This window comes from Frankia nepalensis, assembly GCF_016786325.1.
Classification (GTDB): domain Bacteria; phylum Actinomycetota; class Actinomycetes; order Frankiales; family Frankiaceae; genus Pseudofrankia; species Pseudofrankia nepalensis.
Genome location: NZ_JADWYU010000145.1, coordinates 38227 through 59185, shown reverse-complemented (window position 1 = coordinate 59185; position 20959 = coordinate 38227). Strand labels below are relative to the sequence as shown.

At 71.5% G+C, this 20959-nt stretch carries 20 protein-coding genes and 1 pseudogene; 10 read left to right on the top strand and 11 right to left on the bottom strand.

Annotated elements, in window-relative coordinates; all coding sequences use genetic code 11:
• Window positions 1–22: 22 nt before the first annotated feature.
• Entirely contained in the window at window positions 23–1123 is a 1101-nt protein-coding gene (locus I6A81_RS22590) for an epoxide hydrolase family protein (RefSeq protein ID WP_203003147.1), read from the bottom strand.
• A 117-nt stretch (window positions 1124–1240) separates the two neighbouring features.
• On the opposite strand from I6A81_RS22590, the gene I6A81_RS22585 reads away from it, so the two are divergent.
• The 5 genes from I6A81_RS22585 (at window position 1241) to I6A81_RS22565 (ending at window position 7034) form a co-directional block, all read left to right on the top strand.
• Window positions 1241–1864 carry a TetR/AcrR family transcriptional regulator gene (locus tag I6A81_RS22585; RefSeq protein WP_203003148.1) on the top strand — a complete coding sequence of 208 codons (624 nt, stop codon included), beginning with the start codon at window positions 1241–1243 and terminating at the stop codon, window positions 1862–1864.
• 423 nt (window positions 1865–2287) lie between these two features.
• Window positions 2288–3622 carry a glycosyltransferase 87 family protein gene (locus I6A81_RS22580; protein ID WP_238429100.1) on the top strand — a complete coding sequence of 445 codons (1335 nt, stop codon included), beginning with the start codon at window positions 2288–2290 and terminating at the stop codon, window positions 3620–3622.
• 235 nt (window positions 3623–3857) lie between these two features.
• Window positions 3858–4886, top strand: coding sequence for a PQQ-dependent sugar dehydrogenase (locus tag I6A81_RS22575; protein ID WP_307874836.1), 1029 nt, complete (start codon window positions 3858–3860; stop codon window positions 4884–4886).
• A 562-nt stretch (window positions 4887–5448) separates the two neighbouring features.
• Window positions 5449–5904: a transglycosylase SLT domain-containing protein gene (locus tag I6A81_RS22570; protein ID WP_203003149.1), complete on the top strand. Its 456-nt coding sequence runs from the start codon at window positions 5449–5451 to the stop codon at window positions 5902–5904.
• A 524-nt stretch (window positions 5905–6428) separates the two neighbouring features.
• Window positions 6429–7034, top strand: a complete 606-nt coding sequence (locus I6A81_RS22565; RefSeq protein ID WP_307874835.1) for a polysaccharide deacetylase family protein — start codon at window positions 6429–6431, stop codon at window positions 7032–7034.
• Window positions 7035–7074: 40 nt separating this feature from the next.
• On the opposite strand, the gene I6A81_RS22560 is transcribed toward I6A81_RS22565, so the two are convergent.
• The gene (locus I6A81_RS22560) at window positions 7075–7674 is read right to left on the bottom strand and encodes a DUF4232 domain-containing protein (protein ID WP_203003151.1); all 600 of its coding nucleotides are present in this window, start codon (window positions 7672–7674) and stop codon (window positions 7075–7077) included.
• 312 nt (window positions 7675–7986) lie between these two features.
• Between I6A81_RS22560 and I6A81_RS22555 the strand changes: the two genes are divergently transcribed.
• Both I6A81_RS22555 and I6A81_RS22550 read left to right on the top strand, forming a co-directional pair.
• Window positions 7987–8427: a hypothetical protein gene (locus tag I6A81_RS22555; RefSeq protein WP_203003152.1), complete on the top strand. Its 441-nt coding sequence runs from the start codon at window positions 7987–7989 to the stop codon at window positions 8425–8427.
• Between the two features lie 690 nt (window positions 8428–9117).
• Complete coding sequence (locus tag I6A81_RS22550; RefSeq protein WP_307874834.1) at window positions 9118–11421, top strand: putative bifunctional diguanylate cyclase/phosphodiesterase; 2304 nt, start codon at window positions 9118–9120, stop codon at window positions 11419–11421.
• Here I6A81_RS22550 and I6A81_RS22545 read toward each other — a convergent pair.
• From I6A81_RS22545 to I6A81_RS22520, 6 genes and pseudogenes are all read right to left on the bottom strand, one after another.
• The gene (locus I6A81_RS22545) at window positions 11393–12007 is read right to left on the bottom strand and encodes a dihydrofolate reductase family protein (protein ID WP_203003154.1); all 615 of its coding nucleotides are present in this window, start codon (window positions 12005–12007) and stop codon (window positions 11393–11395) included. The genes I6A81_RS22550 and I6A81_RS22545 overlap by 29 nt on opposite strands.
• 70 nt (window positions 12008–12077) lie before the next feature.
• On the bottom strand, window positions 12078–12977 hold the full coding sequence (locus tag I6A81_RS22540) for an LLM class F420-dependent oxidoreductase (RefSeq protein ID WP_203003155.1): 900 nt from the start codon (window positions 12975–12977) through the stop codon (window positions 12078–12080).
• On the bottom strand, window positions 12974–13402 hold the full coding sequence (locus I6A81_RS22535; protein WP_203003156.1) for a nuclear transport factor 2 family protein: 429 nt from the start codon (window positions 13400–13402) through the stop codon (window positions 12974–12976). Before I6A81_RS22535 ends, I6A81_RS22540 begins: the two co-directional genes overlap by 4 nt.
• 199 nt (window positions 13403–13601) lie before the next feature.
• Window positions 13602–13748 (bottom strand): annotated as a pseudogene (locus I6A81_RS46275) (hypothetical protein); the annotation flags it as partial.
• Window positions 13749–13803: 55 nt separating this feature from the next.
• Window positions 13804–14298 carry a response regulator gene (locus I6A81_RS22525; protein ID WP_203003158.1) on the bottom strand — a complete coding sequence of 165 codons (495 nt, stop codon included), beginning with the start codon at window positions 14296–14298 and terminating at the stop codon, window positions 13804–13806.
• A 125-nt stretch (window positions 14299–14423) separates the two neighbouring features.
• Window positions 14424–15983, bottom strand: a complete 1560-nt coding sequence (locus I6A81_RS22520) for a glycosyltransferase 87 family protein (protein WP_203003159.1) — start codon at window positions 15981–15983, stop codon at window positions 14424–14426.
• A gap of 113 nt (window positions 15984–16096) precedes the next feature.
• Here I6A81_RS22520 and I6A81_RS22515 point away from each other — a divergent pair, with 113 nt between their 5' ends.
• A complete protein-coding gene (locus I6A81_RS22515) occupies window positions 16097–17296 on the top strand; it encodes a molybdopterin-dependent oxidoreductase (RefSeq protein WP_203003160.1) in 1200 nt (399 codons plus the stop codon).
• Window positions 17293–17799: a hypothetical protein gene (locus tag I6A81_RS22510; RefSeq protein ID WP_307874833.1), complete on the top strand. Its 507-nt coding sequence runs from the start codon at window positions 17293–17295 to the stop codon at window positions 17797–17799. The genes I6A81_RS22515 and I6A81_RS22510 overlap by 4 nt, the downstream gene beginning before the upstream one ends.
• A 46-nt stretch (window positions 17800–17845) precedes the next feature.
• Here the strand turns inward: I6A81_RS22510 and I6A81_RS22505 are convergent, their stop codons facing one another.
• The 3 genes from I6A81_RS22505 to I6A81_RS22495 form a co-directional block, all read right to left on the bottom strand.
• Window positions 17846–18643, bottom strand: a complete 798-nt coding sequence (locus I6A81_RS22505) for a methyltransferase domain-containing protein (RefSeq protein WP_238438361.1) — start codon at window positions 18641–18643, stop codon at window positions 17846–17848.
• Window positions 18640–19296, bottom strand: coding sequence for a TIGR04282 family arsenosugar biosynthesis glycosyltransferase (locus I6A81_RS22500; protein WP_307874832.1), 657 nt, complete (start codon window positions 19294–19296; stop codon window positions 18640–18642). The genes I6A81_RS22505 and I6A81_RS22500 overlap by 4 nt, the downstream gene beginning before the upstream one ends.
• 62 nt (window positions 19297–19358) lie before the next feature.
• Complete coding sequence (locus tag I6A81_RS22495) at window positions 19359–20039, bottom strand: glycosyltransferase family 2 protein (RefSeq protein WP_203002843.1); 681 nt, start codon at window positions 20037–20039, stop codon at window positions 19359–19361.
• Between the two features lie 164 nt (window positions 20040–20203).
• Here I6A81_RS22495 and I6A81_RS22490 point away from each other — a divergent pair, with 164 nt between their 5' ends.
• A complete protein-coding gene (locus I6A81_RS22490) occupies window positions 20204–20932 on the top strand; it encodes a response regulator transcription factor (RefSeq protein WP_203002844.1) in 729 nt (242 codons plus the stop codon).
• Window positions 20933–20959: the final 27 nt, after the last annotated feature.

Here is a 20959-nt window from a genome sequence, read left to right as displayed (position 1 = left end):
GGCGCTGGGGTGGTGGTTCGTTTCACCGCAGAGCGCGGCCGAATGCCCGGAGATCATCGACGTAGAGGTCCGGCTCCTCGTAGAAGGGGAAGTGCCCGCCGCGCGGTGGCTGTGTCCACTGGACGATGTTGGCGCGGGAGCGTTCGGCGAACGCGCGCGGCGGTGGCGGGTTCCAGGGGTCCGGCCAGCCGGTGATTCCGGTGGGCACAGTGATCCGGATGTCGGGCGGCAGGGCTGACGGATCGGTCTGGAGCGCCGCGTAGGACCAGAGCGACGTCGCGAAGCTGTCGGTCACCAGGTAGAGCATGATCTCGTCGAGCAGCTGGTCGAGGCTGAAGATCTCCTCGAAGGTGCGTGCGCGGCGGTCGCTCCAGGAGTGGTACTTCTCGACAATCCAGGCGGCGAGTCCGACCGGGGAGTCGGTGAGCGCGGGCGCGAGCGACTCGGGACGGGTCATTTGCAGGAGGAAGTAGGCACCGTCGCGTTGGAACCGCGCCGCCTCTGCCTGGACGTAGTCGCGTTCTGCGGCGCTGGCGTCGGCGTTGGTGAGGCCGTAGCCGAGCGGAGCTTCGGGCTGCCGAGGCAGGAGCATGCTCTGGTGGAGGCCGATCACGCTGTCGGGGTGGTCGAGCGCAAGGAATCCGCCGGCGACGGCACCCTGGTCGCCGCCGTCGACGAGATACCGCTGGTAGCCGAGTTCGTCGCGCATGACGCGGTGGTAGACCTCCGCGAGTTGGCGAGGGCTCTTCGGGCGCGCTGGCGGGTCGGAGAAGCCGGTGCCGGGCTGGGAGATGAGCACGACGTCGAAGGCGTCGGCGACCTGCCCGCCGAAGCGCTCCGGGTGGGCGAGGCGTTCGACGACGTCGAGGTAGCCGAGGAAGGAGTACGGCCAGCCGTGCAGGATCAGCAGCGGCCGCGGGGAGGGCCCGGAACCCGGCTCCCGTAGGTAGTGCACGTTGGCGCCGTCCACCGGGACGCGGTCGTTGGCGAAGCGGTTGATCCGTTTCTCGGTGGCCCGCCAGTCGTAGCCGTCGACCCAGCGGTGCGCGAGGCGTTCGAGGAAGGCCCAGTCCGTGCCGTGTCGCCACCCGCCCACGCCGTCGTCGACGATCGTCGCGCACACGGGCGCGGATCCGGTCCAGCGTCTCGTCGGGGACATGGGGGCGGAACGACATCGGGACTCCCTGCGGTCAAGTTTTGTACTATCCTGCACAAAAATAACTGATCGTCAAGGAGTTTCATGCGAGACAGTACAAAAGGTGGGTCGGGGCGCCCACCCGGCCGGCCGAGGGCGTACGACCCGGAGGTCGCGCTCGAGCGCGCGACGGAGACGTTCTGGAGGGCGGGGCTGTCCGGCACGACGCTCGACGACCTCGCCCACGCGACGGCGATGAACCGCCCGAGCCTCTACGCGGCCTTCGGCGACAAGAAGGCGATGTACCTCAAGGCGCTCGAACGCTACGGCGAACGCGGACAGGTCGCGATCGAGCAGCGCCTGGCCGCCGAACGTCTTCCAGACGCCCTGCTGGGCGCCTACCGGGCCGCCATCGCGATCTATGCCGGGAGCGACGGCGAGGCGCCGGGATGCTTCCTCGTCAGCACCGCAACCGTCGAGGCGCGGACGGATCCGCGGGTGCGCGCCCTGCTGGCCGAAGGGATCCGGCGCGTCGACGAGATGTTCGCGGCCCGGATCCACCGCGCCGTCGACGACGGCGAACTCGACGACGCGGTCGACGCGGTCGTGCTCGCCCAGCTCGCCACCGCGGTGCTGCACACCCTCGCGCTGCGTGCCCGGGCCGGCGTGCCGCCGGCCACGCTCGAGGCACTCGCGAGCGCCGGCGTCAGACACCTTCTCGGCCTCTGAAGGCATCCCCGGCACCCTCCGACCGCGCCGACAATGCGGCGATCCTCGATCTGGCCGACGTTCACGCGATCGCGACGACGCTGACGGAGAGCGACCACCGCGCGGCGTGGGCCCAAGGGTTAACGACAAGTTCGGAGGACCGCCCGGCGCGATTAAGGCTGGCTTGGCGCGCTGGCCGGCCGACCGTGGGACGCTCTAATCGGAACGGCTTATCCCCATCGAGTAGGGCCTGGCCGTGGTGAACCAGGAAACGTGAGCCCGCTGACCGGAGGGAAACGGGTCAGGCCGGAGGAGTGGGCCGCGCAGGGCCGGCCGGAGACGTGCCCGAGATCTCCATCAGCGTCTCGGAAGGCAGGTGGCGCTCTGGTGTCCTGTGCCGATGGTCATCCTGGCCGAGTCGCGCGATGAACCGACGGTGAGCATATGGTGTCGCCCGTCACGGAAGCGGGCGGCGTTCTCGGATTCCAGCCCTGGTCCCCAACCGAAGGCCCGGCCATGAAAAGACCTTCCCAGGAGAGCTTCCAACACGGCGTCCAAGTGGCCGGCCTCGCGCTGGGAATCGGCTTCGCTCTTTTCTTCATCATATTTTCCGTGGTCATCAGAATAACCGACATCCAGGTTTACCGTATGGGTGGAGACGTCCTTCTCGACGGTAGGGACCTGTACTCGGCGGTTGATACGGTAAAAGATCTGCGTTTCACCTACACGCCGTTCGCGGCGATGTTGTTCGTCCCGGTGTCGCTCCTGCCGAGCGAGTTGTCCCAGGTCGTCTGGACAGTCGTCCTGCTCGTGTCGCTGTACTTCTTCTGCGCAATGTCCTATGAAGCCGCACTCGGCCCGGTTGTCAGCCGGAGACTCCTGGTCTTCGGTTCTTTGGCTGGCTTCACCCTGCTGCTCGATCCGGTCAGGAAGAACTTCGAGCTGGGTCAGATAAACCTCGTCCTCGCGCTTCTCATCATGGCGGACCTGCTCGGCCGTGGCCGGCGGGTCCCGCAGGGTGTCCTCATCGGAATCGCGGCCGGCATCAAGCTCACGCCGCTGATCTTCGTGCCCTTTCTCCTGCTCACCGGCAGGTGGCGCGGCGCGCTCTGGGCGGGAGCGGCGTTCGCCGGCACGGTGGCCGTCGGCTTTCTCGTCGCGCCTGGCTCGTCGGCCACCTACTGGGGTCATGTCTTCCTCGACGCGGACCATGTCGGCGGGATCCCGTTCGTGTCGAACCAGTCGTTGTTGGGGGTACTGGCACGCCCCATGTTGGGGGCCGACGGGGCCGAGCCGCTGTTCATGCCGCTGGCCGCTGTTCTCCTCGTGGTCGGCCTGGTGGTTTCGGTCCTGCTGTTCCGCCGAGGCCTCGACCTGCTCGGCGGCCTCACCTGCGCGCTCACCGCCCTGCTCGTCTCGCCGATATCGTGGAGCCACCACTGGGTGTGGATGGTCCCGATGCTGCTGTATCTCTCCTTCCATCCGAACCGACCCCGCTGGGGAAGGGTCTACGCGACGGCCGCCTTCACGCTCTTCGCGCTCGGTCCGATCTGGTGGTTTCCGAACACGCATGATCTCGGTCTTTCGTACCACGGCTGGCGGCTCGTCGCCGTGAACTGTTATTTCGCGGCGGGTCTGCTCCTTCTCGCGCTACTGACGACCTGCCTGCGCTGGCCGTCGTCGTCCGCGCTGCCGCGCTGGCCCGCGGCCGCACCAGGGAAATCTGTCAGCTCCGCGCCCTGGTCGACAGGTCCACCGAACTCGGCGCAGGCAGGGTGAGCGCGCGCGCCGAAAGACCATCGGTGTCGGCGTGAGTGGTTCGCGGCCATCTCGTGGACACCGTGCTGTTCCTAGGGGTTCGCCAGGCCGAGAGGAGTCGTCATCTCAGGCGCGGGCGGAAATTAATCGTAAGCATGCCGTAGGTTACGTAGACCGATCGCGTACGTTCCGGAAAGGCGCCTACGCTCGCCGCGTGCGATCACGGTGGATCCTCATAACCAGTCTGGTCGGTGTCGTGGTGTTGGCGTCGGGCGCCTGGGTGACCTATGCCGTGGGTGAGTGGAGGGGCTGGTGGGCCGATCCCCTCGTGGAGGACGCCCCGGTGGCGCGGCCGGCGGCGGTGGAGCCGCTCGCGAGTGGGCTGCGGGTGCCCTGGGACCTGGCATTCCTGCCTGACGGGTCGGCGCTGGTCACCGAGCGCGACACCGCCCGCATCCGCAAGGTCGCCCCGGACGGGACAGTCACCGACGTCCGAACCATCACCGAGGTGCCCGAGATGGATGGTGAGGGCGGGCTGCTCGGGGTGGCGGTCTCTCCCTCGTACGAGCAGGACAACCTGATCTACATCTACTTCACCAGCGAAGTGGATAACCGGGTGGCCCGGTTGCGGCTGGACTCGCAGGACCCGCCCGAGCCGATCCTGACCGGCATCACCCGGGGCCAGATTCACAACGGTGGGCGGATGCGGTTCGGCCCGGACGGCATGCTCTACGTGACCACCGGGGAGGCCGACGACCGTCCCAGCGCCCAGGACCGGGAGGACCTGAACGGCAAGATCCTGCGGATCACGCCGGAGGGAAAGCCGGCTCCGGGCAACCCGTTCCCGGGCTCGCCGGTGTACAGCTGGGGGCACCGCAACGTGCAGGGGATCGCCTGGGACGAGACGGGTCAGCTCTACGCCTCCGAGCTCGGCCATCATCAGCTCGACGAGGTGAACCGGATCGAGCCCGGCGCCAACTACGGCTGGCCGAAGATCGAGGGCACCGGTGGCGAGCCCGAGTTCACGGACCCGATCGTGACCTGGCGCCCCCCCGAGGCCTCCCCAAGCGGGATCGCCTACCACGACGGCAAGATCTGGGTTGCCTGCCTGCGTGGGCAGCGGCTCTACCGGGTCAACACCGACGGCTCGTCGGCCGAGCAACTGCTGACCGATGAGTTCGGCCGGCTGCGGCTCGTGACCGAGGCCCCGGACGGCTCGCTGTGGGTGCTGACGAACAACCGCGTCGGCCCGGACTTCGACCTGATCCTCCGAGTGACCCCGTGACCCCGTGACCCGTAACCCCGTGACAGCGCCTCGGCGCTGTCCGGCACAGCGTCGCCCCATGTCTCCGTGAGGGTGACTCGTCGTCCACGATTCGTATCGCCCTACGCGACGCGCTGGCCCGCGTCGATGCCGCGACTCGGCACTCCATGACGCGGGCCAGCCACGCTTACGGCACCTCAAACGGAGGTGCGCGCGTGACGCCGGTCACCAGTTGGCCGCCGGTGTGCCTGCGGGTGAGCGGGAAATGCGCAGGGTCAGCGATCGGGACCGTGTCTGGTGACGCTGGGTGTTTGCCTTCGACCCAAGATCCTGTCTAACGTTGTACTCGTTCCGGTCGGGAGCACGAACCCGCCGGGACGTGAACACCGGGCCGACGCCGAGTTCTGCCCACGGTTTCCGGTGCATGTCGTCTCTTCTTTTCGCGGGGCAGAAGCGGAACACCCGTCTGTGGGTGACCGGGCGGATGCCAAGATGCATTCTCCTTATAGATCATGGCCAGCAGGCCACGGTCTCGCGTGCCCTTTCGGGCCGCTTCCGCAGGTGTCGTGGGAAAGCATTCTTCTTGTCGATCCGACGCACCGCCAAGAGCAGCCTGCGCAACCGTCTCGCCGCCGTCACCGTGGCGGGAGCCGTCGCCACCGGCGCCGGGATGATGGCTGCCTCTCCGGCCAGCGCCGCCTCCGACGTCTCGATCGCCCACGCCGCCAAGAACGCGGGCCTGTCCGGCTGCCGCGGCGTGCCGACCTCCACCTGGGTCGCCATCGCGCTGGCCGAGTCCGGTGGCAACTCGGGCGCTCGCCTCGCCACCAGCATCGAGGACTCCCGCGGCCTCTGGCAGATCAACACCTGGGCCCACCCGTGGACCAAGGGCAAGAACCTGTACGACGTCTCCACCAACGCCGCGGCCGCCAAGAAGGTGTGCTCCATGCAGGGCCCGACCGCCTGGTCGACCTACACCAACGGCGCCTACACGAAGTACCTCAGCCGCGGCCACGCCGCCGCCGCCAAGTCCGGCTGACCGATTCCGAACCGCGCCTGAGCGCTGAACTCGGACGCACGCGGGGCCTCCCCTCACGGGGAGGCCCTCCGTCGTCTCCGGGAACACTTCGGTGGTTTTCCGGAAAATTCGTTGGAGATTTACTGATGCCCATAACCGACCGACCTGCGCGTCGCGCGCCTGGTGACGAGACTGTTGGTGACGAAGGCGCCGAGCCGGGTCTCGCCCTCCGGCGCGACCGGTTCGGACGCGCGGGACGGGTGGGCGGTCGAACGAGTGGACGTCGCCGGGGGATGACCGCGTACGGCCCGTCACCGCGGGCGCCCCGGAACCGGAACGTGTACGGGTCCCGACGTCGGCTGGTGGCCTGGATCGTGGCGGGTGCCGTTGGGCTGACGTCGGCGGGCATGGTCGCGTCCGCGCGGCCGGCGCTGGCGGCCGAGGTGTCGGCGACAGGATCGACGTCCGCGACAGCGTCAACACCGGCGACTGCGTCAACGCCGGCGGCCGGGTCGGTGGCCGTCCGGAAACAGCCGGTCTACACCGTGCGCCAGATCCTTCCGGGCGCGCCGGCCAACGCGGTCGCGCTGACCCTGGACGACGGACCGGACCCCCAGTGGACGCCGCGGGTGCTCACGCTGCTGCGGAAGTACGACGTGCGGGCGACCTTCTGCCTCGTCGGGCGACAGGCGCATGCCCACCCGGAGCTGGTCCGGCAGATAGTCGCCGCGGGGCACGCGATCTGTAACCACAGCATGACGCATCCCCAGCCGTTCGCTCACCAGTCCGCGACCGCGATCGAGAAGGAGATCGGCGACGCCCAGGCCGCGATCAAGGACGCCGCGGGCACCGCGCCGCGCCTTTTCCGCTCGCCGGGTGGTGACTGGTCGGCGTCCGTGTTCACGGCGGCGGCCAGGCACGGCCTGACCCCGATCGGCTGGGACGTCGACCCCAAGGACTGGTCCCGCCCCGGCGTCCAGAAGATCATCGACAACCTGCTGGCGGCGAAGCCCGGGGACATCCTGCTCTGCCACGACGGCGACGGGGACCGCGCGCAGGACGCTGGCACGGACCGTTCGCAGACGGTGAAGGCCCTGGAAACCGCCCTCCCTCAGCTGAAGAGCAAGGGCTACACGTTCGTGACGCTGTAGCAGAGCCGCCAGGACCAACTGGCCAGACCCGGACCGCGCCTCAGGTGGGCGCGCCCCAGGCGCGGACGGCCAGCCTGCCGGTGGTGCCGAGGTCGAGGTGGATCGCCAGGGTCACGGGATCGGCGTCCTGTTGGGCCCGCACCCGCACATACGGGACGTTGACGACGGTGGGGCCGAGCTCGGTGGTGTTGCGCCACATGAGGCCCGAAATGGCGCTCTCGCCTGGCTTCAGGAGCAGCGGACGGGCTGGGTCGTCGAATCCGGCGACGGTGGCGATGCCGCCGCTCCCAGGCACGATCTCGACACCTTCGATGAGTGACCGGTCCTCGGCCAGCAGTTCCAGGAGCGGATGGCCGTCGAGCGGGTAGTCGTGCGTCCCGCAGTTCTCCAGGTGCAGACCCACGACGCGCAGCCCCATCGCGGCATCGCCGTCATCGGCGGTGACGCGGATGCCGGAGGGCGGGCACTCGCCGGACGCGGGTGGCGCCTCGGTGGCGGGCACGCCGTCCACGGATGGGGCCGCGACGGAGGTCCGGGCCGCGACCTCGGCCGCGCCGGGGGCGTCCGCGTGTTCGGATCCGCACGCCGGGAGCAGCAGGAGCGCGGCCAGGGCCGGAAGAAGAAGAGCGGCTCCGCGCATCCGGTCATCCCATCAGGGCCCGAGGCCGGGGCCCGCGCCACCAGCCGTGCCGTATCCCTGAGTAGCGAAAGCGTTACCTTCTGGCTGTCGGGCGTGTGAACTCGGCGTCGCGGATGATCTCGACCCGGCGCCCCGATTCGGCCGCGCGCGATCCTGGCGCGCGAGGTCCCGCCTCGTCGGACGCCCGGATGCTCGGCCCGTGCCGGTATTCGACCGCGAGAACGCCCTCCTCGTGGATGTCGTCTCCGCTGCCGGCCTCCGCTATTCTCGGAGTCCGCGAGCGTGAGGGGCGCGTTCCTTCGACGGGGTGAAATGAGCCAGGAAGAGGGGATCGACCCGGGGGCGCTGATGGGAACCGCATTGGCTGCCTTTCTTGCGCTTATCCTGGCATCCGGGCCATGGAGGGCCCTCTCGGTAATTCTCGGAATTACGCTGACATTGCTGTTGCTGGCAAGCTACCGGGTCACTGACTGGGGAGTTCGACGGGAAACCGCCATGGTGCGTGGTTTCGCGCTCGGCGCGGTAGCGGGCCTCTGCGCGGATCTCGTCGTCGCCTATCCGATGCAGGAGTGGTGGGCGCGCCGGAACTTCGCCGCCTGCCATCAGTCGCAAGACGTCGACGGCTGCTTTGCTCGTCACACCACGGATGCCCTGTGGCTGCCCTGGCTCGTGGTGTTTGTCACCGTAAGCGGCATATATTTCTACCGCTGGTGGAAGCGGCAGCCAGATCGTCGGCCGGCCGCGGAGGAATAGATCAGCCGAATCGCGTGCTCCAGCGCGCCCGACGCGCCGGTGATCGGTACTCCAGGTAGGACGGACCCGGCGCGGCCCGGGCGGCTGGCGCCGTGCCGGCCAGGCACCCGGTCCAGGAAGACTCCCACGACGTGCCCAGCCGGCCCGGATCTTGCCGCGTGCCGCGGGACCAGCGACGCCGCCTCGCGGCCGTCGACAACCAGTACCCGGCCCCTCCGGCCCTCCTGATTCGTGGCCGGAGTGCCCGTGGCCCGGAGACCGACTGCCGGGCGTCGGCGACGCGAGATCGGGGTAGCTGGTCAGCGGGTGGTAACGCGGGCCCGACGGACGAGCCCGCCGTCTACCGGGCGGATCGAACAGATCGTGAAGGAGTGCCGAAATCGACCAGGCTCGCCGGGGGTCCGTCGCGGCTTTCGCCTACCGATCAGAAGGCAGATGGTCGCGCGTCCGTACTGTTCTTTCCCGGACAAATGGTCGTCGCGCCGACCCTTGGCGCGATGGCGAAAAATGCGTCCCCTCGGCCAAGTTCGACGCGAGAGGGTCCGTGGCCGACCGGGCCGTGGCGCGAGTTGCCCGGCGCGGTCGGCCCGGCGAGGGGTGCCGGATGCCTGAACGAGGCGTACCACGATGACCGGTGGTAGTTCGACATTTCCGTATGTTGCCGCCGCGTCCGCGGCGTTCGTCCTTTTCGTGACCGTAGGCACGTTGGCGCTTCCGCCGTTCGCCGGCGCGGTGCTCGCCAACCTCGGGACCGCCGTGGGCTCTCTGGCGACGGTCGTCTGCCTGGCCTGGACCGGCTGGCGCGCGCGAGGGGCGGACCGGCATTGGCGGGTGCTCATCGGGCTGGCGTTGGGCCCGCTGGCCTTCGTCCTGGCCTGGCACATCAGGCAGGTGCTCGAGCACGGTCCCTCCGTCGCGACCGGCCCGCCCGAGACATCCAACGTCTTCTTGCTGATCATCGGGTTGGCCCTGGCGGGTGTGCTGTCCTTCCCCACCGATTCGGTCGACGCCACGGACCGGCGCGTCGGCACCGACCGGGTGGGACGCCGCTGGTACGTCATCACCGTGCTCGACAGCCTGGTGGTCGTCGGCTCCGTCGCGCTTCTCGCGTGGTCGATCCTGTTGGGGCCGCTCGTTGCGCCCAGGCGGGTCGACACCGCTGGACTGCTGTCCGCCGTGGGAGCGACGGTCGGATTCCTGATCCTGCTGGCCGGCATCCTGCTGCTGGCGTCGTTTCGACGGCCACGGTCGGGGCTCGCGCTCGCGCTGCTGGGCGCGGGCCTTGGCGCGATGATGTTGTACGCGGCCATCTACGCGCTTGTGATCGCCAAGGACGGCCGCACCATTCCACCGCCCGTGGACCTCCTCGCGGTCGCCGGGTGGCAGCTGGTCTTCCTGGCCTGCCTGGTGCCGGTGCCCGCTCTGGCGCCGCCCGCCCCGCGCCGCACCCCGCGGACGCTGTGGGCCCACGCCGCGCTGCCCTACCTGGCGCTCGGCGTCGCCGGAGGGCTCGCCGCCAGCCAACTGATCATCGAAGGCGCCGTCGGACGGGTGGAGACCTACGGGCTGCTCGGGCTGCTCCTGGTGATCACGGTCCGGCAGATGATGATGCTGGGCGAGAACACCCGGCTGCTCGTATCGGTCCGGGCGAGCCGACAGGAACTGCACCACCAGGCCTTCCATGATCCGCTCACCGGGCTGGCCAACCGCGCGCTGTTCGCCGACCGGCTCGAGCAGGCGCTCGCCTTCCGAGACGGCCGGCCGTTCGCGCTGGCGTACTGCGATCTCGACGACTTCAAACGGGTCAACGACACGCTCGGCCACGGGGCTGGAGACGAACTGCTGCGGACGACGGCGACCCGCCTGCGCGCCGCCGTCCAGCCCGGGGACACGGTCGCCAGGCTTGGCGGCGACGAGTTCGCGCTGCTCCTCGAGAGCGGCCGCGAGAACCCGGAGGCGGTGTGCCGGCGGCTGGCCGCGACGATCCGGGCGCCCTGCACCCTGGCGGGCCGTTCCCGACCAGTCGGAGCCAGCTTCGGACTCGTCATCGCGGACCCGAAGCGCCACCCGATGGCCGACAGCCTGCTGCGGGACGCGGACCTGGCCATGTACGCGGCGAAGCGGGAAGGCAAGGGCGGGCTGGTCGCCTTCCGGCCAGACCTGTCGACGCCCGAGTCCGCCCCGCAGGCGCGCGCCGATCTCGAACGGGCGCTTCGCGGCGATGATCCCGACAACCTCGTCGAGGTCCGCTACACGCCAGTGGTCGATCTTCATACCTGGCGGACGGTGGCGGTCGAGGCCACGCCGCGCTGGGTCCGCGGCCACACGCGGGAGTACGCGCCGGAGCCGCTGTACCGGCTCGCGGACGAGGCCGGACTGACCATGCCCTTGCTCGACCTCATCCTGCGGCAGGTCTGCTGCGGCCTGGCGACGCGCGGTCCAGCGCGGGCGCCCGCGCCTGTCCTCGTCGCTGTCCCCATGAACCGCGACCTGGAGGAGTCACCGGTCGCCGGCGTCGCGGACCTTCTCGCCGATCACAGCCTGCCCGCGCGGTCGATCGCCCTGACGCTCACCAGCGGGGGAGGCCTCCCGAACCTGACCGTCGGGGTCCCGGTGCTGCGGCGCCTCGCGGACCGCGGTGTCCGGCTCGTCCTCGACGGAGTCGGTGGTGACCGGAGCACCTTCGCCGCCTGGCGCGCCCTTCCAGTCGACCTGGTCAGACTTGACCGTTGCCTGACCCATGTCGGTGACGCGTCGAGCCACGGGCGTGCCTACCTGGTTCGGGAGGCGGTGCTCGCCGCCACCGCGCGACTCGACCTGACCGTGATCGCCACTGACATCGGCGACGCCGCCGAGGCGCGTGAACTCGCGTCGGTCGGCTGCCACCACGGGACCGGTCCGCTCTATGGCCCGCCCCGCCGCCTTGACGAGACACCCGCGATCACGGGATCCGCGCCCACCGGTGCTAGTTTCCCGCGGGTACCTGGTCCTTGACCTGGTCGTAGCCGACCTTGGCTGGCGCGTCGGTCGGTGAGTAGATCACGCGGATCACGCCCGTCGGGAAGATCTCCGTCGCCGTCACCTTCAGGTGGTACGCCGGGTCGCCGTCGTCGAAGAGCCTGCGGCCCTTGCGCGCCGCGACCGGGTGCACCAGCAGGCGCAGCTCGTCGACCAGCCCGGCGGCGAGCAGTTGTTGCACCACGGAGATCGAGCCGGGGATGAGGATGCCCCCGATGCCAGCGTCGGCCTTCAGCGTGGTGACGGCCTCGACGAGGTCGCCCTCGACCAGCTCGGAGTTGCGCCAGGAGAACGTGAGCGGCTGGCGGGAGACGACCACCTTGCGGACGTCCCCGAGCTGCTTGGCGAACGGCGCGTCGTCGCCGCCCGCCGCCTCGCGGTCCGGCCACGCTCCGGCGAAGCTGTCGTAGGTCAGGCGGCCGATGAGCAGTACGTCGGAGGTGTCGTAGTCCTCGGCGACGGCGCGGCCCATGTTCTCGTCGAAGTACGGGAAATGCCAGTCGAAGTCGATCTCGGCTACACCGTCGGCCGAGATGAACAGGGTGGAGATGACCTTCGCCACAGCGCTGGTCCCTTCGCGTCAGGGGGTGTCGGTACGTAGACCGGCGCGGCGACCAGATCTCATCGCCCGGTCACGGATCCTCCGTCCGCCAGGCGTCGGCGATCTGTGTGTAGAGGGCGAGGTGGTCGGCCGGCCAGCGCAGGCCCGCCTCGAGGGTGTTGAGCGCGACGTGGGTGGCGCCGAGCGCGACCCAGCGCTCGACCTTGGCGGTGACGCCGGCCAGGCCGCCCGTCGTCAGCCGTACCTGGCCCTGCAGGCCGAGCGCGGCCGGGTCTCTGCCCGCGCGCTCGGCCGCGGCGCGGACCGCCGTCCAGGCGGCGGCCAGCCGGTGGCCGGCACCGAGCGTGGGGTGGGGGATCCAGCCGTCGGCGAGGCGGCCCACCCGTTCGAGCGCCGTCGGGGCGTCGCCGCAGCCGATCCAGATCGGGATCGGCCGTTGGACCGGCAGCGGGTTAATGCCGGCGCGGTCGACGACGTCGAACTGGCCTTTGTGATCGACGGCCGGCTCGGTCCACAGCCGGCGAAGCAGGTGGATCTGCTCCTCCAGACGGGCCGCGCGGGAGCGGAACGGCACACCCAGGCCGTCGTACTCGACCTCGTTCCAGCCGATGCCGACGCCGAGCCGGAGCCGGCCGCCCAGGAGGGTGTCGACGGTCGCCGCCTGTTTGGCCACCAGCGCTGTCTGGCGCTGGGGCAGGATGAGCACGCCCGTCACGAGTTCGAGGGAACTCGTGGCGCCGAGGTAGGCGAACAGGGTCAGTGGCTCCAGGAACGGGATCTCGTGGTCGTAGTGCCCGGACCAGTCCGGGCGGCTGCGCGAGTCCGCGCCGAGCACATGGTCATAGGCGATGAGGTGGTCGAATCCGAGCCTCTCGACCTGCTCGGCGAACAGCCGAACGGCCTGGGGATCGCTGGGTTTGATCTCCGCCTGCGGGAGCACGGCCCCCATCCGGACCGGCCGGGCCTTCATGACCGAGCACCTTCCGCCGGGGCCGTGGTCGACAGCCAGGTCGGCCGGAACCGGCGCTGCCGGATCTTCCAACTGTTCCCCGCCCGGACGAGCTCGTCGTCGTACCGGCCGAAGACGGAGGTGGCCGCCTGCCTCGTCGCGTCCACCAGGATGGCGTGCAGGTAGCACGACGCGACCGCGACCTGCTCCTGGAACACCGCCTGATGGGTGCTCACCTGGTGCAGCGTCCGGCCGAGGCGGCCGTGGAAGTCGGGCGCCCAGTCCAGGAACTCGGCCAGGGTCCCGACCCGCAGCGGCATCCCGAAGCTGATCGTCGCGTCCGGGGTGAAGCAATCCCGCAGCGCCGCCCAGTCCCGCCGATCGATGGCGACGGCGTACGCGTTCTGCACCGTCATGATCGCGACCGCGTCCACGGCTTCGGTCATGCCACCCCTCACGTCGGTCCTTCGGCCACGTCGACCCTTCGGCCGGTGCCCGCCGGTGCCCGCCGGTGCCCGCCGGTGCCCGCCGGCGACGCCGCGGACCTGGGTGCGTCGCGCGGCCCGCACGCGAATCCGGCCGCGCGCGGCTCGGCGCCGGCATCGCAAGGTGGCATCGTTGTCGACATCGAGATCGATGTCAACATTACCGAGATCGGCGCGGACGCTTCCGGTCGGCGCGGATGTCGAAGCCGAGGAGGGGATCGATCTTCTCGTTTTCGAGGGTTTCGATGACTCCGTCGAGGTGAACCAGGATGGGCGGTGGGTGCCCGGCATTGCTCCACCGCACCTGACCGTGGGCTGGTCCTTCGCGGGCATGCGGCGGCCGGAGGCCGCTCCCGCCTGGGTCAGGACTGGGCGCGTCTGACGATGTCGAGGTAGAAGTCGTCGATCGCGTGCACCGCGCCGAAGAACTCGTCGAGTTCGCGGGGTTTGCAGACGTACGCGTTGGCGCGCAGTTCGTAACTCGCTGACACGTCGTCGGGCGCGTCCGACGTCGTCAGTACCACGACCGGGATTCTCTTCAGGGCCGGATCAGCCTTGATCGCGGCGAGCGTCTCCCGGCCGTCCATCCGGGGCATGTTCAGATCGAGGATGATCAGGTCGGGTCTGCGGCGGGCGGGGTCGCGCAGGTAGGCCATGGCCTCGACACCGTCGCTCACGGCCTGCACCTCCTGCCCGAGACCGCGGGCAAGAAAGGCTTCGGAGACGAGCATCGCGTCGCCAGGGTCGTCCTCGGCGAGGAGCACGGAGTACGGACGGCCCGGCGGGTCGGTAACGATATTGGGTATCTCCGCAACGATAGTTGGTTGCCTCGTGCCGATCCGCGAGCGCCCGACCATCGTCGCACATCGTCACGCCGAGGACCGGCGGTCTTCCTTTGATGATCGTCAGCGGGTATTGGTCGTCCAGATGGCGTGCCGGGCAGCGCCGCACGGGACGGACGCGGACAGGACCCGTAGCCCTGTCACGCCCCAGGCCCTGCCTCTCCGGCCGGCGCCGGCCGTGTTGGGTCTGGCATGCACTCCCGCCGCGTCCGGCGCGGGACCGAGCGGGTGAGGGCGGTGGCCAGCACGACGGCCGCAGCGACGGCGTACGAGCTGACGCGTAGCGTCCAGGCGTCGCCGGGCAGGTCGGTGAACAGGGAGATGTACAGGGGATAGGCGGCCGCGGCCACGACGAGCCATTCCAGCCTGCCGGCGAGGACGGCGAGCGCGGCCAGCAGGACGCCGTACCAGGGCTGGGCGGGCGTCGCGGTCAGGAAGGCGGCGCCGACGAGCCACAGCGCGGCTCGTTCGGCCGGCACGCGATCCGGATCGGCGCGCAGCACCGCGATCGTGACCGCGGCGAGCACGCCGACCGCGACGGCCTTGGCCGCGGTTCCGTGCAGGCCGAGCCCGGCGAGCAGGAGAAACCGGCTGCCCTGGTCGTATCCCTCGACGCTCAGGTACTGCGGGAGGAAGCCGAGGACGCCCGTTCCCACCGCCAGGACGTGCGGGAGATAGGTGAGTCCGACGACCGCGCCGGCCGCGCACAGCAGGCCGATGCGCCGGTGCCGAGAGCCTCGCCCGATCATCGCGGGGAACAGCAGCGCCGGGTAGAGCTTGACGGCTACCGCCGCTCCGAGCAGCGCCCCGGCCAGCCACGTCCGCCGCCTGGACGTCGGCTCCGACGTGGCCATGGACGACGAGGCGGCCGCCGACGTGGCCGTCGGCGGCGTCAGCGCCGCTATGGCGCCGAGCGCGAGCAGGGCGCCGAGGACATCCACATGCGCGTCGGAGCCGACATCCAGGCCGGCGAGCGGCGTCAGGGCGTAGAAGGCCGCGGATCGTGGATCGCGCCCCCGCGTCGCCAGCGTCCTCATGAGAAGGCCGACCAAGGCCAGCGAGGCGAGCGACGCGTAAAGCTGCAGTTTGTGCTCGCGGGGTGGTCCAGGCAGGACGTGCACGGCGGTGAAGTAGGCCTGGGCGACCGGCGGGTAGATGGTGTGCGCGCGGGGGTAGTTCAGCCGGGTGCAGCGCGGGCGGGGGTGGTCGGCGGTGCATCCGGCCGAGTCGGGGAACAGCCAGTCGTCCCGGACCCGGGTGAGCTCGGGGTCGAGCGGGCCGTAGCGGTAGGGATCGATGCCGGCGGCCTGCACCTTGCCGTCCCAGGCGTAGCGGTAGAGGTCGTCGGACAGCCGCGGGCCGCCCGTGAGGGCCATGGCGTGGATCGCGACGGTGGCGGTGAGCATCAGAACGAGGGCCAGCCGGCGGGGAGCGGCCAGCACGAGCAGGGCGGCCGTGGCCAGGCCGAGCGCCCACCACAGCACGGTCAGGTACAGCAGGGCTGGACGGCTGACCAGATAGCCCGGCTGGCGCAGCACCGCCACCTGGATGGCGAGCACGCCCGCGAGCCCGACGGCGGCGCCGATCAGCGCCGCCAGGCGCCACCCGCGTGTCCGTCCCGTCCGCCCGTCGGGCGCGGAGATGGCCCGGGCACCGTCGGGGGCGGCGCGGACGGGGGCAGGGGCGGGGGTGGTCGGCATGCGGCGAGCCTGGCCGCTGTTCGGCCCGAGGTGGGTGTGCCGCGACCGGGCTTCTCCGTTCCGTAAGGCTTCGCGGCCCGCTGGGACGGGTCACCCGGACCTACGGTGCGTGAGTGCGCGTGCCTTCTGGACGATTTCCGCATCCACCCGCGTTCCCGCGGCGCGGCCCGCTGCGCGAGGGCGCCTTTCCGAGCCGGCTGCATGACCCGCGGGTCGCCGCGCTGCTCGGTATCTGGCTCGGGATCGCGTTCGGCGTGTGCTTCCTGACGGGTCTGGTGTCGCACTTCATGCAGCACCCTCCGTCGTTTCTGGACTGGCCCTCCCGGCCGGTCTGGCTGTACCGGGCGACTCAGGGCCTGCACGTGGCCACCGGGCTGGCGACCGTGCCGCTGTTGCTGGCGAAGCTCTGGACGGTGTACCCGCGGCTGTGGGAATGGCCGCCGGTGCGCTCGGCCGCGCATGCCCTGGAGCGGCTGACGATCGTGCCGCTCATCGCGGGCGCCGTCTTCCAGCTGGCCACCGGAATAGCGAACACCGCCCAGTGGTACCGCTTCCGGTTCTTCTTCACCGTCACCCATTACTGGGTTGCCTGGATGACGGTCGGCGCGCTGCTGGTGCACGTCGCCGTGAAGCTCGCGGTCGTGCGGGCGAACGTCGGCTCGGGCCGGGCCGGACGCGCGCACCTCACCGACCGGCGGAGCGCGCCGGAACCGGCCGGGGAGGGGCTGTCGCGGCGTGGCCTCGGGGTCGCCGTCGGTACCGCCGCCGGAGTCATCACCCTGACCACCGCCGGCCAGTTCGTGCCAGGGCTGGCCCGGCTCGACCTGCTCGCGCCGCGGCGGCCCGACCTCGGCCCACAGGGGCTGCCGGTCAACCGGACCGCGGCCGCCGCGCGGGTCATCACGGTCGCCCGTGACCCGAACTACCGGCTGGAGGTCGTCGGCCCACGCCCGTTCACCCTCAGCCTCGCCGAACTGCGGGCCTTCGACCATCACACGTCGAAGCTGCCGATCACCTGTGTGGAGGGGTGGGCCGCCGACGCGACCTGGCGCGGCCCGCGGCTGCGGGACCTGCTCGACGCCGCTGGCATCCCGCCCGGCGCGACGGTGCGGGTCGAGTCGCTCGAGTCGCGCGGCGGCTACCGCGCCAGCGAGGTGAACCCGCCCCATGCCCGGGACCCGCTGACGCTGCTCGCCACCGGGCTGAACGGGGCCGTGCTCGACCTCGACCACGGATACCCGGCCCGGCTCATCGCCCCGAACCGGCCTGGCGTCCTGCAGACCAAATGGGTGCACCGGGTGGTGATGCTGTGAAGGCGAACCGGGGCAAGGCCCTGCGCGGCCTGCTCGCCGCCGCCGGCCTGGCCATGGCCGGATACGGCATCCACGGGCTGCTCACCATGACGCGGGCCACCAACCCGCCGCAGGCGGCTCGATGGCTGATCGGCGGCATTCTGGTCCATGACCTGGTCGCCTTCCCGGTCACCGCCGCCGTGGGGCTTGTGCTCACCCGGTTCGTGCGCGCGCCGTATCGGGCGGTGGTGCAGGGCGCGCTGCTGGTCAGCGCGACCGTCGCCTTGGCCTCCCTCCCGCTGTGGCGTGGCTACGGTGGCTCGCCCGACAACCCGACGGTGAACCCGCTGCCCTACGGGCGGAACCTCGCGATCGTCCTCGGCGCCGTGTGGGCCGGCGCGGCGGCCCTCATCGTCGTCCGAGCGGTGCGGGCATGGCGAGCGCGGCGGGTGTCGGGCCCCGCGGGGCCGACGGGGTCCGCGGAGTCGGCCGGGACGGTGGGGTCCGCGCCGGAACCATCCTGAGCGGCGTCCCCCGCGCACCACGCGAGGGACGCCGCTCACGCGAGATTCACGACCTGCCCAACGCCGCGAAGTGCCGGCCCTCGCTGCGCCAGGTCCGCGCGACGCGCAGCCCGGCGGCCGAGGCGTGGTCGCGGATCTCCTCGGATCCGACGAACGCCCAGGGGAAGGATTTCGACAGCTGCCCGTCCGGGCCTTCCAGGCGGATGAGCAGCTGGCCGGTTGGCGCCGGGTGGGTCTGCAGCTCGACGAGTACCCGACCGGCCGGGCCGAGCAGCTCGGCGGCGCGGGTGAGCAGCCGGCCCGGGTCTCCGCCGATACCGATGTTGCCGTCGGCCAGCACCAGCGTCGACCAGCGTCCCTCCGCCGGAAGCGGGTCGAAGACGTCGCGGCGCAGCGCGGTCGCGCCGGCCCGGCGGGCAAGCCGCACCGCGAACGCCGCCACGTCGATGCCGAGCGTGGGCACACCGCGCGCGGCGAGGGCGGCGGCGAGCCGGCCGGGACCGCATCCGACGTCGAGGGTCGGACCGGCGCAGCGCCGCAGCAGGGACGCGTCCCCCGGCGCCAGCCCGCCACGCCAGGCGAGCACCGGCAAAAGGTCCCGCCGCCCGTCGGGGTGGCTCACCCACAGCCGGCCGTCGGCGGACCGCAGGGCCGCCTCATACACCGAGGTAGGCGACCTGCCCTCCGCGGCCGGCAGGCTCGGCCCGTCGCGCCCGTCGCGCCCGTCGCGCCCGTCGCGCCCGTCGCGCCCGTCGCGCCCGTCGCGCCCGTCGCGCCCGTCGCGGATCGCGGCGGGCGCCCGGCGTCCGGTCGCCGTCGTCGTCATCGCCGGGCCGGTCGTCATCGCCGGACCAGCGGACGGGCCGGGCCGGTTCCAGCGTCGCCGGTCCGGATGGTCCGCACGGTGGCGGCGAAGCGTCCGTGGGGGGCGAGCCGCGCGACCGCGTCGACGTCAGCCTCCGTGTCGACGTCGCGCAGGACGGGCAGCGTCGCGACCCGCAGGCCGGCCTGGGTCAGTCGCTCCCGTTGCCGCGCCCCGGTGTCCGGCCGGGAGGTGGCGACCCCGCGCAGCAGGCGGCCGTCGGGGCGGCGCAGACCGAGCGCCCACCATCCGCCGTCGGCGGCGGGGCCGAACACCGCGTCGGCGTGGGCCAGCGCGCGGCAGGCGTCGGCGAGCAGCGCGGGGGTCACCTGCGGGGTGTCCATGCCGATGAGGAGCGCCGCGCCGGCAGCGGCGTCGAACGCGGCGGCAAGCCGGGCGTCGAACGGTCCGCGGACCTGCGGGACCACCTCGATCGGCACCGGCAGCCACGGGCCGACCGCGCCGTCGAGCACGAGGACGGGCCTGACCGGCCCGAGGCCGGGAAACCGGGCGAGGCGGCTGACGGCCGCCAACGTGTCCGCGATGGCCGCCTCGGCCACGGCCGCGGCCTGCGCCGGGGTGAACGGTGGTGTCAGCCGGGTCTTCACCCGGCCGGGGACCGGCTCCTTCGCCACCACCAGGAGCGTGACAGCGGGAGCCGGCTCGACGGGTGTCGGCCTCGCGGGCCGCTGGGAGATCATCGCAGGCTCGCGAGCGCGGCCGTCATGTCCCGCACCGTGCGGGCCGTGCCGAGCGGCGTCCCGGTCACCTTCGACCGCCCGGCCCGGGGGTGGTAGTCGACGTCCGTCTCGACGATGCGCCAGCCGGCCTGCGCGGCGCGCAGCAGGAGCTCCAGCGGGTAGCCGAAGCGGCGGTCGGTGATCGGCAGGCGCAGCAGCTCCGCCCGGCGGGCGACCCGCATCGGCCCGAGGTCGTGGACTCCGACGCCGCGACGGCGCAGCCGCTGCGCGACGATCGCGTTGCCGAGCCGCGCATGCGGGGGCCAGGCCCGGAAGGAGGTGGGCCGGCGGCGTCCCAGGACGAGGTCGGCGCGTCCGGCCGTCAGCTCGGCGACGAGCTTGGGAAGCTGCGCCGGGTCCAGGGACGCGTCGGCGTCGCAGACGCAGACCACGTCGGCGTCCGCCGCGAGCAGGCCGGCGTGCACGGCCGCCCCGTAGCCGCGCCGCGGCACGTCGACGACCACGGCGCCCCGCTCGCGCGCCAGCCGCGCCGAACCGTCGCGGGAGCCGTTGTCGGCCACGACGGCGCGGTAGCCGGGTGGTATCCGGTCGAGGACCCAGGGCAGTGCCTCGGCCTCGTCCAGGCAGGGGAGCACGACGTCCACCGACGTCGACCTCTGGTGACTTTGCGTGAGCATGATCGCGACTCTAGTAACAGCCCGCCAACATCGACCCTTACCGAACAAGGAAATCCGGCCGGCGAACGACCCTCGCTCCAGGTCCCGCGCGGGCCTCCTTACGAACCCGTGACGGCCTGTCCGGCGCCGACCGCGGCGGGTGCCAGCCGACCTATGGTGGCGGGATGACGCGCATCCTCGTGGTCGATGACGACGCCACCGTGGCCGAGGTCGTCGACCGGTACCTGCGCAACGCCGGATTCGACGTCGACCGGGCGGCGGACGGGCCGGCGGCGCTGCGCATGGCCGAGGCCGTCACCCCCGACCTGGTCGTGCTGGACCTGATGCTCCCCGGCCTTGACGGCATCGAGGTCTGCCGCCGGCTGCGGGAGCTGGCTCCCATCCCGGTGATCATGCTGACCGCGCGCGGTGAGGAGGCCGACCGCATCGCCGGGCTCGAGTGCGGCGCGGACGACTACGTGACCAAGCCGTTCTCGCCCCGGGAGCTCACGTTGCGGGTGCGGTCCGTGCTGCGCCGGGCGAGTGAGCCGCCGCCGGCCGGGTCCGGGGTCCTGCGCGCCGGCACCCTCGTCGTCGACGCGGCCGCTCGCACGGCCTCCCGCCACGGCCTCCCGCTCGGGCTCACCGTGCGCGAGTTCGACCTGCTGGTGTTCCTGTTGCGCCACCCCGGCAGAGCCTGCACCCGCGCCGAGCTGCTGGAACAGGTCTGGGGCTGGACCTACGGCGACCCGTCGACCGTCACCGTGCACATCCGCCGGCTGCGGGAGAAGATCGAGGACGACCCGACGGCCCCGCGGCTGCTGGTCACCGTGTGGGGCGTCGGCTACCGGTACGACCCGCCGACCGCGGCCGAGCCGGCTCCCGCGCGGCGGTCCCACGCCGCCGATGGGTAGGTCCGGCTGGCCGGGTGGGCGCGGTGG

What these genes read in the sequence shown, in the direction of transcription:
- I6A81_RS22585 (WP_203003148.1), top strand. Translation starts at nt 1,241, where the DNA reads ATGCGAGACAGTACAAAAGGTGGGTCGGGGCGCCCACCCGGCCGGCCG.
- I6A81_RS22580 (WP_238429100.1), top strand. Translation starts at nt 2,288, where the DNA reads ATGGTGTCGCCCGTCACGGAAGCGGGCGGCGTTCTCGGATTCCAGCCC.
- I6A81_RS22560 (WP_203003151.1), bottom strand. Translation starts at nt 7,674, where the DNA reads ATGCGCGGAGCCGCTCTTCTTCTTCCGGCCCTGGCCGCGCTCCTGCTG.
- I6A81_RS22555 (WP_203003152.1), top strand. Translation starts at nt 7,987, where the DNA reads ATGAGCCAGGAAGAGGGGATCGACCCGGGGGCGCTGATGGGAACCGCA.
- I6A81_RS22540 (WP_203003155.1), bottom strand. Translation starts at nt 12,977, where the DNA reads ATGAAGGCCCGGCCGGTCCGGATGGGGGCCGTGCTCCCGCAGGCGGAG.
- I6A81_RS22535 (WP_203003156.1), bottom strand. Translation starts at nt 13,402, where the DNA reads ATGACCGAAGCCGTGGACGCGGTCGCGATCATGACGGTGCAGAACGCG.
- I6A81_RS22525 (WP_203003158.1), bottom strand. Translation starts at nt 14,298, where the DNA reads ATGGTCGGGCGCTCGCGGATCGGCACGAGGCAACCAACTATCGTTGCG.
- I6A81_RS22520 (WP_203003159.1), bottom strand. Translation starts at nt 15,983, where the DNA reads ATGCCGACCACCCCCGCCCCTGCCCCCGTCCGCGCCGCCCCCGACGGT.
- I6A81_RS22505 (WP_238438361.1), bottom strand. Translation starts at nt 18,643, where the DNA reads ATGACGACCGGCCCGGCGATGACGACGACGGCGACCGGACGCCGGGCG.
- I6A81_RS22495 (WP_203002843.1), bottom strand. Translation starts at nt 20,039, where the DNA reads ATGCTCACGCAAAGTCACCAGAGGTCGACGTCGGTGGACGTCGTGCTC.
- I6A81_RS22490 (WP_203002844.1), top strand. Translation starts at nt 20,204, where the DNA reads ATGACGCGCATCCTCGTGGTCGATGACGACGCCACCGTGGCCGAGGTC.